The sequence below is a fragment of the Sphingomonas bacterium genome, assembly GCF_903644055.1.
GTDB lineage: Bacteria > Pseudomonadota > Alphaproteobacteria > Sphingomonadales > Sphingomonadaceae > Sphingomonas_I.
Map to the genome: position 1 here is coordinate 1 of NZ_CAHJXD010000121.1, position 9,396 is coordinate 9,396.

Consider the following 9,396-nt stretch of genomic DNA (forward strand, 5'->3'; position numbering starts at 1 on the left):
CACGGCCGCAGCCCCGCCCCCGGCCGCCCCGACGATGCCGAAGCCGACGGCGCCTGGGTCGCGGACCTGCTCGGGGACGGCGCGCACCTCGTCGGCCATTCGTTCGGCGGCTGCGTCGCGCTCGCGGCGGCCGCGCGTCGCCCAGCAGCGGTGCGCTCGCTGACGCTGATCGAGCCGGGCATGCAGAAACTCGCGATCGACGATCCGCAGGTCCGGCGCTTCGTCCTCAGGCTGGTCGCGACTTTGATCTTCTCTTTCTCGCCACAGCGCCGCGCGGTACGCTTCGCGAGGCTGGTCGGCATCCCCAGCGAAATTCGCGGCGGATCGAGCCGCGAGGAGCTGCGGGCGATCGGCCGCGGCATCGCCAGGCTCAAGGTGCCCTCCGCCGCAACGCTTCGGGGCGAGCTGGAGACGATCCGGCAGGCGGGCGTGCCGCTGCTGGTCGTGACCGGCGGCTGGAGCCCGGCGTTCGACGCGGTCGGCGCGCGCGTCGCATCGGTCGGCGGCGGCCGCCACGAGATCATCGCCTCACCCAACCATTTCCCCAATCTCATGCCCGCGTTCAATCCGGTGCTGACCGCGTTCATGGCAGACGCGGAGGCGCGGCGTGGTTGATGCCGTGGCGCCCGCGGGCGATCGCCTGGCGGAATTGCTGGCGATCAACGAGGAGGTCGAGGCCGGCGCACTCGAGATGAAGCGCCTCGCCGCGCTGCCGGCGCTGCCCGACGGCGCCGCGCTCTCGGCGGCGCGGCTGCGTTTCTCGCGTGCGCTGCGCCGCCACCTCCAGCATATCGACGGCGCGGTCCTGCCGCATCTGCGCGCCACGGCCGACGCGGCGGCGAAGCCCGCGATCGAAGCGTTCCGGCAATTGCTGCACGATTATCATGAGGCGGCAGCACACCACGTTGCGCGCTGGCCCTCGACGAGCGTGACCGCCGACTGGGATGGATACCGCCGGTCGGTCGACGATATGCTGGTCCGGCTGCGCAAGCGCGGCGAGGTGGAACGACGCGATATCCATCCACTGCTCGCGGGCACCGGCGCGCGGCCCCGCTGAGGGCTGCCAACCCATTCTGCCGACCTCCTCCAATTCAAGGCCGATGATGAGACACTTATTCGCTTTGCTCGCCCTGCTGCCGCTGGCCGCCGCCCCGGCCACGGCGCAGGGGGTGGACGTCGTCACCAAGGCGGGCGGGGTGCGTGGCGCTGCGCTGGAGGGCGGCGTGGTCGCGTTCAAGGGCATCCCCTATGCCGCGCCTCCGATCGGGCCGCTGCGCTGGCGCGCGCCCCGGCCTGCGACGAAATGGTCCGGCGCACGCGACGCGACGCGCTTCGGCATGCCTTGCTTCGCCTCGCCGCTGCCGGGGCTGCCGGCGATGCCGCAGAGCGAGGATTGCCTGACGCTCAACGTCTGGACCCCGGCCGGCGGCGAGCGGGCGGCCAAGCGACCGGTGATGGTCTGGATCCACGGCGGCGGCTTCGAGTTCGGCTCCTCGGCGCAGCCGGTTTCCGACGGGACGAAGCTCGCGCGGCATGACGTCGTCGTCGTCAGTTTCAATTACCGGCTCGGCGTGCTCGGCTTCCTGGCGCACCCAACGCTCGATCGCGAAGGGCCGGCATCGGGCGATTACGGGCTCCAGGATCAGATCGCCGCGCTGCGCTGGGTGCGCGACAATATCGCCGCGTTCGGCGGCGATCCGGCGAACGTCACGGTCTTCGGTGAATCGGCGGGCGCGCATGCCATCGGCCTGCTGATGGCCTCGCCCCCGGCGCGGGGGCTGTTCGCCAAGGCGATCGCGGAGAGCGGCGCCTTCTGGGATACCGAGCATGGCTCGCCGGAGACGCACCGCGAGGCGCTCGCGCGCGGCGCCGCGTTCCAGCAGCGGCTCGGCGCGGTCGATCTGGCCGCGCTCCGCGCGATGCCGGCCGACCGGCTCAACACGGCAGCCCGCTGGGATGTCCGGCGCGATCCGCTCACGACGGCTTTCTCGCCCAGCATCGACGGCTATGTGCTGCGTGAGGCGCCCGTCGCCGCGTTCGAGCGCGGCGCGGCCGCCAGGGTGCCGCTGCTGGCGGGCTGGAACGCGCTCGAACAGACGCCGCTGTTCGTGCCGCGCGCCTTGCCGCACGAAACTCCGCAAGCCTTTCAGTCGGCCGCAGCCAAGGTATTCGGCGCTGGCCGGATGGCGGATTTGGCCGCCGCTTATCCCCCCGCCGATCCCGCTTCGGCCGATACGCTGATCGGCGATCTGGTCATTTCGCAGCAGACTTGGGAACTGCTCCGTCTCCAGCAAAAGCTGCTGCGGACGGGCGTCTACGCTTACCAATTCTCATTCACGTCGCCCTACTCGCCGCTACCCAACCATACCGCCGAGGTGAAATATGTCTTCGGCAATCTGTCCCCGCCGCCACCGGGCCGCGGCATCGGCACGCCAGGCGCACGCGATCGCGAGACCTCCGACCAGATGATGGCCTATTGGACCAACTTCGCGCGCCGCGGCGACCCGAACGGCCCCGGCCTCCCGGCATGGCCGGCCTATGCGGGCCCGGGATCGCAAGTCCTCGCCATCACCCCCGCCGGAGCGCAGGCCGCCACCGAGACGGGGACCGACCGCTTCCGCTTCCTGCAATCCTTCCGCCGCAATGGCCGCCTGCCCGACGCGTGGCGGCTCGCCTGGCCGTGATTACATCGGCGATACGGCTATTTTGCCTCAGAGCGATGTGGCGCCCGACCGCCTCGTCATAAGTCAGGCGCCACGTCAGGTCACTTCTCGAGCACGACCAGTTCGGTCCGGCGATTGTCGAAGCGGCCCTGCGGGGTCGCGTTGGTGTCGGCCGGGTTGCTTTCGCCGCCCGACGCCGCCTCGGTGCGATCCTTGGCGATCGTCTTCGCACCCAGCGCCGCGACCACGGCTTCGGCACGCTGCTGGCCGAGCGTGGCGTTCGCGGGCTCGGTGCCCTTGGCATCGGTGTAGCCGACGATCCTGACCTTCGCCTTGGGATAAGCGGCGAGGATCTGCGCGAGCGCGTCGATCGTCGGCTGATCCTCGGCGCGGATCGCCGCCGAACCCGTATCGAAGTTGAGCTTGTCGAAGGTGAAGGTGCGCGGCGCCGCCTCGTTCGAGGCCAGATAGCGTTGCAGCTCATAGTTGAGCGTTTGCGGGGCGAGGTTGACGCTCGTGCCGTCGGGCAGCTTCACCGCCTCGACGGGCAGCGGCGTGACCGCGGGCGCTGTGGCGACGGGGGCGGCTTCCTCTTTGTGCTGGAAGCAGCTCCTCAGCAGCAGGAGAAGCAGGATCACGCCGATGATCCCCACAATCCAGGGCAGATAGAAGTTGCCGCGCGGCGCGCTGCCGCCGACGGCGCGGTTCTGGACCGGCGGCAGCGGGCCCTCGTGCGCCCCCGTCGCCGCAGTGCCGACGCCGAGCGCCAGAGCGGCGGCCGCGGCGATCGTCAGGTGCACGCGCGTGTCGACGCGCGCGATTGACGAGAACGGAAGATAATGATGCTCGCCATCCGGCGCGTCCCGGCGCTGGAGCTTGATGCGATCACCGTCGACATGATCGATCGTGCCGACATGCCCGCCGTCCGATCCGACGACGTCCATATCCTTCCGGATTTCCGATGCCTGTACCATGGATCCTCCTGTTTTTTGCGAGCGCGTAACGATTCTGGGAGAAAAGCCGTTCCGCCAAGACTTTACGGGCGGACTTGGCAGCAACCGCAATCATCCCGATATAAGCAGCATGAACCTGATCTCGATCCTCATCGGTCTCTTCGCGCTCGTCTGGGCCTTCGTGGCCTTTCTGCCGCTTTTGGGATGGATGTATTGGTTCATCCTGCCGGTCGCGGTCGTCGGCCTCGCGATCGGCGCGCTGTCCAGCCATCGCGGCGGGCGCAACCTCAATCTCGTCGTGCTGGTGGTGGGCGCGCTGCGGCTGATGATCGGCCACGGCATTTTCTAGCCAGCCTTCAGCTCCGACCGAGCCGAGCCTCAGGCGGTGATCGGGAGGTAGCCCGGCAGCGCCGCGACGCGCGCCAGCCACGCCTCGATCGCCGGATGACCGGAGAGCCGGAAGCCACCCTCGTCGGCGACATGCGTATAAGCGTAGAGGCATATGTCGGCGAGCGTCACGCCGCTGCCGACCAGCCAGCGCCGCCCGCGCAGATGCCGGTCGAGCAGTGCCAGCGCCGCTTCTCCTGCCGCCCGCCTGCCCGCGATCTGTCCGCGTTGCGCGTCGCTCAGCCTGGCCTCCCCAATGAATGCCCGCCAGAAGCGAAGCGTCGCGACATTGGGCTCGTGATTATATTGTTCGAAGAACATCCAGCGCAGCATGTCCGCATGGTCGAAGCGATCGGCGGGGATCAGCGCGCTCCGATGGGCGAGCCACATGCAGGCGGCATTGCTCTCGGGGAGAAAGCGATCGCCGATCTGGAGCACGGGGATGCGCCCGTTGGCGTTGACCTCCGCGAGGAAGGCGGGCGTCCGCGTCTCGCCCCGCAGGATATCGTATCCGCGCCGCTCGATCGGTACGCCGAGGAGCGCCGCCGTCAGCCGGATCTTGTAGCAATTTCCCGACGCGGCATATTCGTGCAGGATCGGCATGCCGTCCATCTCACCCCGCCGTCGGATGCAGCCGCCCGGCGGGCTCGCCGTCGGCGGCGGTCGTGTCGCGCAATTCGCCCGCCGGCGGCGCGGCCATCAGCCCCGCCTTGCGCCAGCCGCCGTAGCGATAATAGAGCCACGCGAGCAGCGCCGTCAGCGTCGAGCTGATCGGAAAGGTCAGCCACAGCGCATCGCTGCCCACGCGCGGCTGAAACACCAGCACGAAGCCGACGCGCAACGCCACCGTGCCGAACGCGAGAATCAGGAGCGGCATCATCACCGCGCCGTTGGCGCGCACCGTGGAGAAGAGCACGAAGGTGATACCGAAGACGATGAAGCTCCAGCTCGCGAGGAGCTGGATATGCCGCGCGATCGGGATCACCGGGCTGTTCCAGCCGACGAACAGCGCGAACGCCTGTCGATCGAACAGCAGCAGCAAGGCGACGCCCGCCCCGGTCAGCGCGATATTGGTGAGCGCCCCCGATCGCGCGATCCGGTCGACGCGATCCCATTTTCCCGCGCCGATATTCTGCGCCGTCATCGTCGATACGGCCACGCCGATCGCCATCGCGGGCATCTGCAGATAGGCCCATAATTGCTGGGCGATGCCGTAGGCGGCGGTCGTATCGACGCCCTCGCGATTGACGAAGCCGATCATCAGGATGCCGGAAAGCGTGATCACCAGCATTTGCAGGCCCATCGGGAAGCCCTTGAACAGGATCACCTTGAGCAGGGCGGGATCCGGTCGGAGGAAGGCGAGTTCCTCCCCGCGCAGGCGGATCGGCAGATCGCGCGCATAGATGTAGGCCAGCGTGCCGATCAGCACCGCATAATTGGCGACCAGCGTCGCGGTCGCGGCACCGGCGATGCCCATCTGTGGGAAGGGGCCGAGGCCGCCGATCAGCAGGGGATTGAGCCCGGCATCCAGAACGACGCTCAGGATCATGAAGCGCAGCGGCGTCATCGAATCGCCGGTGCCGCGCAGCGCCATGCTCAGCAGCACCCCCAGAAACATCGGCGGCAGCGCGAGGAAGATCACCCGCAGATAGGCGAGCGCCAGCCCGCTCGCGGCCGGTGGCGTCCCGAGCAGGCGCAGCAGCCCGGGAGCCGCGACCCAGCCCGCCAGCGCGATCGCCACCGAAAGGATCGTGAACAGCCCGAAGGCCGTACCCAGCGTGCGGCGTGCGCCGATGACGTTGTGCGCGCCCATATTCTGGCCGATGATCACCGTCGCCGCCACGCCGAAGCCGAAGGCCAGCGAGAACATCAGGAACATCACGAGATTGGCGTTCGATGTCGCCGCGATCGCGCTTTCGCCGAGGAAGCGCCCCACCCAGATCGTGTTGATCGATCCATTGAGCGATTGCAGTACATTGGCACCGAGCGTCGGCAGCGCGAACAGCAGTAGCGTCCGCGTTATCGGCCCCCGCGTCAGGTCGCGCGCGGGCACGACGCGCCGTTCGGCTGGCTTGGTCATCGAAAATTCCCCGTTGGCCCGCTATGGCAACGCGGACGAGGGCTGTCCACGCCATACCTTCAGTTATCCGCCAAGGTGAGAAGCCAGGTGCAGGAGAATTTTCGCGGACAAAAAAAGGGCCGGTCCCGAAGGACCAGCCCTAAAGTCTAGGAGAGGATGCCTGAAAGGCACGCTCCTTATCTGCCGCTCCGATTTATTGTGCAAGTGCGAACGACATTGTTGCGGTTGCGAAAAATGCAAGCAGGCGTTAAAGCAATGGCGACCGCGATCGAGGCGGTTTGAACCGTTCCGGAAGGAGGGTCGGTGCGCAGATTGCCGCCGCTGACGGCCGTCGAGGCCTTTGTCCAGGTCGCCCAATTGGGTTCGGTCAAGGCGGCCGCCGAGGAACTCGCGCTGTCTTCGCCCGCGTTGAGCCGCCGCGTTCAGGCGATGGAGCGGTTTATCGGCCAGCCTTTGTTCGATCGCCGGCATCAGGCGATGGTCCTCAACGGCACCGGCGAGCAATTGCTCGCGCGCCTCGCCCCGCCGCTCGACGCGCTGTCGGTCGCGATCGATGCGACGATGGGCGACGCGGACCTGCTACGACTGCGTTTGAGCACGCCGCCGCTTTTTGCAGCGCAGCGCATGCTGCCGCTTTTGCCGGAATTGCGCGCGCGTCATCCCCGGCTCCATATCGACATGGATACACAGCCGCATCCACTGACGAGACTGGGCGAGGGAATCGATGCCGCGATCATTCTCGCGCGCGAAATCGAGCCAAGCTTCTACAGCCGCCGGATCGCGCGCAGCCGGATCGCGGCGATCGGCGCCCGCAGTGTCGACGAGGGGCCGGACCGGCTGCGCGCGCCCGGCGATATCGCGCGCGCGACGATCCTGATCCACCGCGACATGGCCGAATTGTTCGCCAACTGGCGCGAAGCGATCGGCCAGCCCGATCTCGAGCCGATGGCGATCGATCATTTCGATTCGGGGCAGTTGATGCTCGAGGCGGCGGCGCAGGGCCTGGGCATCGCGTTCATGCTGGAGGAGCATGTCCAGCTCGCGCAGGACGATCGGCTCACCGCCTTGTTCGGGGACAAGGTGGCATCGGGCTACTCCTATTGGTTCGCATCGCGACGCTCGGCGCTGTCAAAGAAAGCGGTGCGCCTGTTCCACGACTGGCTGTTCGAGGCAGTCGCCGATCCGCAGCTCAAGCCTCTCCGACAATCGCCTTGACGATCTTGCCGGGCGCGCGCGGCGGCTCGCCCTTGGGAAGCGCGTCGACATGCTCCATGCCCGAAATCACCTCGCCCCAGACGGTATATTGCTTGTCGAGGAAGGTCGCGTCGTCGAGGCAGATGAAGAATTGGCTGTTGCCGCTGTTGGGGTTGCCCGAGCGCGCCATCGAGCAGATTCCCCGGACGTGCGGCTCGCTCGAGAATTCCGCCTTCAGATCGGGCTTCTTCGATCCGCCCATCCCGGTGCCGGTGGGATCGCCGCCCTGCGCCATGAAGCCCGGGATGACGCGATGGAAGACGACGCCATCGTAGAAGCCCTCGCCCGCCAGCTCGGTGATCCGCTCGACATGGCCGGATGCGAGATCGGGACGCAGCCTGATCACGACATCGCCGCCGATGTCGCCGCCGGCATCCAGCGTGAGGGTGAGAATTTGGTCGGCCATGGTCTGCTCTCCTGATTTGACGGCGCGCTTAAGCGGCCTTGGGCATCTCCGCCAGCCCATATTCGGCGGCGATCAGCGCATAACTGCGCCGCCGCGCCGCATGATCGGCCATGATGTTGACCAGCATCACCTCGTCGGCTTCGTAGGACGAGGCGAGCGCGTCGAGCTGGGCATGGACCTGCGATGGCGTGCCGAGCGTGGTGCGCCGGCGCGGTGGGGCGGGATTTTCGGCGAGCCAGCGCTCGGCGGTGGCGATCTCGGGCACCGCGATCAGGCGGCCGCTAAGGAGATGCGCGAACATCATCCGCGAGGGCAGCGCCTGGCGCTCGGCCTCGGCGGTCGAGTCGGCGGCGATTGCCCAGGTCGCGACCATGACATGCGGCGCCGCGCGCTGCGCCGAGGGCCGGAAGCTGCGGCGATAATGTTGCGCGAGTTCGGCGCCGTCCGCATTGATGAAGTCGGCGAAACAATAAGGCAGCCCGCGCTCGGCCGCCCAACGCGCCGAATCGGGCGACGAGCCAAGCATCCAAAGCTCGGGATTGCCGCCACCGCCGGGCAGCGTCTTCGCCAACGCCGCGAAGGCGTGATCCTCGGGCAGCGCGTCCTCCAGATAAGCGGTGAGCTCGGCGAGCGCGTCGGGGAAATCATTGGGCATGCGGCGGCTGCGGTCGCGCTGGAGCGCGAAGGCGGTACGCTGGTCGCTGCCCGGCGCGCGGCCGAGCCCGAGATCGATGCGTCTCGGCGCGAGCGCGGAGAGCAGACGAAAGGTTTCGGCGATCTTGAACGGCGAATAATGCGGCAGCATGATCCCACCCGAACCGACCCGGATGTGGCGCGTCGCCAGCGCCACCGGCCCGATCAGCGCCTCCGGCGCGGCGCCGGCGAGGCCGGGAGAGGCATGATGCTCGGCGAGCCAGTAGCGGTCGTAGCCGAGCGTATCGCAATGGCGCGCGAGATCGATCGTGTTGGCGAGCGCGTCCGCCGCAGTCGCGCCTTCGACGATCGGGGACTGGTCGAGCACGGAGAGCCGGTAGGTCATGATGGACATATGGGTGCGCTGCGTGCGCGGATGAAGGGCTTCTCTCCTTCCTCGGCCTTGCGACGCTGTTCGGGCTGCATTGATCGCTTGATCCTTCGGATGCCGGGCCCACATCGAAGCGCATGCACCCGCTCAACCTCACCCGGATCGCGTTCGGCTGCAACGATACCGGCATCCTGCGCGAACGGCTGCTCGCCAAGGCGGCGGGCGGCGAGACGTGGATCGATACGCGCTATCGCCCGACCCGCCATGTCGAGCTGATCGGCGGTTCGCTGTTCTGGATCATCCGCCACCAGTTGATCGCGCGGCAGGCGATTTTGGGGTTCGACGAGGTGGAGGGCCGCTGCCGCATCCGGCTCTCGACCGATCTCGTCCCCGTCCGCCCCCGCCCGCGCCGCGCGCATCAGGGCTGGCGCTACCTCGTCGCAGCCGATGCGCCGGGCGATTTCGATGGTGCGGACGAGGAACTGGCGGCGATGCCCGCGCCGCTGGCGAGCGAACTGGCGGCGCTGGGTCTGATTTAGAGCAGGATGATTTTAGATTGACCCACTCCTCCGCTCATCCTGAGTAGGGATCGAGCTTGTCGAGAGCCCGTATCGAAGGACATGCTCTGG

11 protein-coding genes are annotated in these 9,396 nt (G+C 67.8%); 6 read left to right on the plus strand and 5 right to left on the minus strand.

Annotated elements, in window-relative coordinates; genetic code table 11:
- The 3 genes from HUU94_RS05115 to HUU94_RS05125 form a co-directional block, all read left to right on the plus strand.
- Positions 1 to 615, plus strand: a 615-nt coding sequence (locus HUU94_RS05115; protein WP_174274025.1) for an alpha/beta fold hydrolase, incomplete at its 5' end; no start/stop codon positions are given.
- A complete protein-coding gene (locus HUU94_RS05120; RefSeq protein WP_174274026.1) occupies positions 608 to 1,057 on the plus strand; it encodes a hypothetical protein in 450 nt (149 codons plus the stop codon). The genes HUU94_RS05115 and HUU94_RS05120, both read left to right, overlap by 8 nt.
- A 46-nt stretch (positions 1,058 to 1,103) precedes the next feature.
- Positions 1,104 to 2,684, plus strand: coding sequence for a carboxylesterase/lipase family protein (locus HUU94_RS05125; RefSeq protein WP_174274027.1), 1,581 nt, complete (start codon positions 1,104 to 1,106; stop codon positions 2,682 to 2,684).
- A gap of 80 nt (positions 2,685 to 2,764) precedes the next feature.
- Here the strand turns inward: HUU94_RS05125 and HUU94_RS12765 are convergent, their stop codons facing one another.
- Positions 2,765 to 3,637 (minus strand): DUF2171 domain-containing protein, encoded by an 873-nt coding sequence (locus tag HUU94_RS12765; RefSeq protein ID WP_254601967.1) that lies wholly within the window; start codon positions 3,635 to 3,637, stop codon positions 2,765 to 2,767.
- Here HUU94_RS12765 and HUU94_RS05140 point away from each other — a divergent pair.
- Entirely contained in the window at positions 3,636 to 3,965 is a 330-nt protein-coding gene (locus HUU94_RS05140) for a hypothetical protein (RefSeq protein WP_368039843.1), read from the plus strand. The two genes, HUU94_RS12765 and HUU94_RS05140, sit on opposite strands and share 2 nt — an antisense overlap.
- A gap of 29 nt (positions 3,966 to 3,994) precedes the next feature.
- Here the strand turns inward: HUU94_RS05140 and HUU94_RS05145 are convergent, their stop codons facing one another.
- Both HUU94_RS05145 and HUU94_RS05150 read right to left on the minus strand, forming a co-directional pair.
- Complete coding sequence (locus HUU94_RS05145; protein WP_174274028.1) at positions 3,995 to 4,615, minus strand: glutathione S-transferase family protein; 621 nt, start codon at positions 4,613 to 4,615, stop codon at positions 3,995 to 3,997.
- A 1-nt stretch (position 4,616) separates the two neighbouring features.
- On the minus strand, positions 4,617 to 6,083 hold the full coding sequence (locus tag HUU94_RS05150) for an MATE family efflux transporter (RefSeq protein ID WP_174274029.1): 1,467 nt from the start codon (positions 6,081 to 6,083) through the stop codon (positions 4,617 to 4,619).
- A gap of 303 nt (positions 6,084 to 6,386) precedes the next feature.
- Between HUU94_RS05150 and HUU94_RS05155 the strand changes: the two genes are divergently transcribed.
- Positions 6,387 to 7,298, plus strand: coding sequence for a LysR family transcriptional regulator (locus HUU94_RS05155; RefSeq protein WP_174274030.1), 912 nt, complete (start codon positions 6,387 to 6,389; stop codon positions 7,296 to 7,298).
- Here HUU94_RS05155 and HUU94_RS05160 read toward each other — a convergent pair.
- Together HUU94_RS05160 and HUU94_RS05165 are read right to left on the minus strand one after the other, a co-directional pair.
- Entirely contained in the window at positions 7,273 to 7,743 is a 471-nt protein-coding gene (locus HUU94_RS05160; protein WP_174274031.1) for a peptidylprolyl isomerase, read from the minus strand. The genes HUU94_RS05155 and HUU94_RS05160 overlap by 26 nt on opposite strands.
- A 28-nt stretch (positions 7,744 to 7,771) precedes the next feature.
- The gene (locus tag HUU94_RS05165) at positions 7,772 to 8,791 is read right to left on the minus strand and encodes an LLM class flavin-dependent oxidoreductase (protein WP_254601969.1); all 1,020 of its coding nucleotides are present in this window, start codon (positions 8,789 to 8,791) and stop codon (positions 7,772 to 7,774) included.
- 113 nt (positions 8,792 to 8,904) lie between these two features.
- On the opposite strand from HUU94_RS05165, the gene HUU94_RS05170 reads away from it, so the two are divergent.
- The gene (locus tag HUU94_RS05170; protein WP_174274032.1) at positions 8,905 to 9,306 is read left to right on the plus strand and encodes a DUF1489 domain-containing protein; all 402 of its coding nucleotides are present in this window, start codon (positions 8,905 to 8,907) and stop codon (positions 9,304 to 9,306) included.
- The last annotated feature ends 90 nt before the right edge of the window (positions 9,307 to 9,396 follow it).

Coding starts and splice junctions, on each gene's coding strand:
- HUU94_RS05170 (WP_174274032.1), top strand. CDS start 8,905: ATGCACCCGCTCAACCTCACCCGGATCGCGTTCGGCTGCAACGATACC.
- HUU94_RS05145 (WP_174274028.1), bottom strand. CDS start 4,615: ATGGACGGCATGCCGATCCTGCACGAATATGCCGCGTCGGGAAATTGC.
- HUU94_RS05140 (WP_368039843.1), top strand. CDS start 3,636: ATGGATCCTCCTGTTTTTTGCGAGCGCGTAACGATTCTGGGAGAAAAG.
- HUU94_RS05125 (WP_174274027.1), top strand. CDS start 1,104: ATGAGACACTTATTCGCTTTGCTCGCCCTGCTGCCGCTGGCCGCCGCC.
- HUU94_RS05160 (WP_174274031.1), bottom strand. CDS start 7,743: ATGGCCGACCAAATTCTCACCCTCACGCTGGATGCCGGCGGCGACATC.
- HUU94_RS05165 (WP_254601969.1), bottom strand. CDS start 8,791: ATGTCCATCATGACCTACCGGCTCTCCGTGCTCGACCAGTCCCCGATC.
- HUU94_RS05150 (WP_174274029.1), bottom strand. CDS start 6,083: ATGACCAAGCCAGCCGAACGGCGCGTCGTGCCCGCGCGCGACCTGACG.
- HUU94_RS12765 (WP_254601967.1), bottom strand. CDS start 3,637: ATGGTACAGGCATCGGAAATCCGGAAGGATATGGACGTCGTCGGATCG.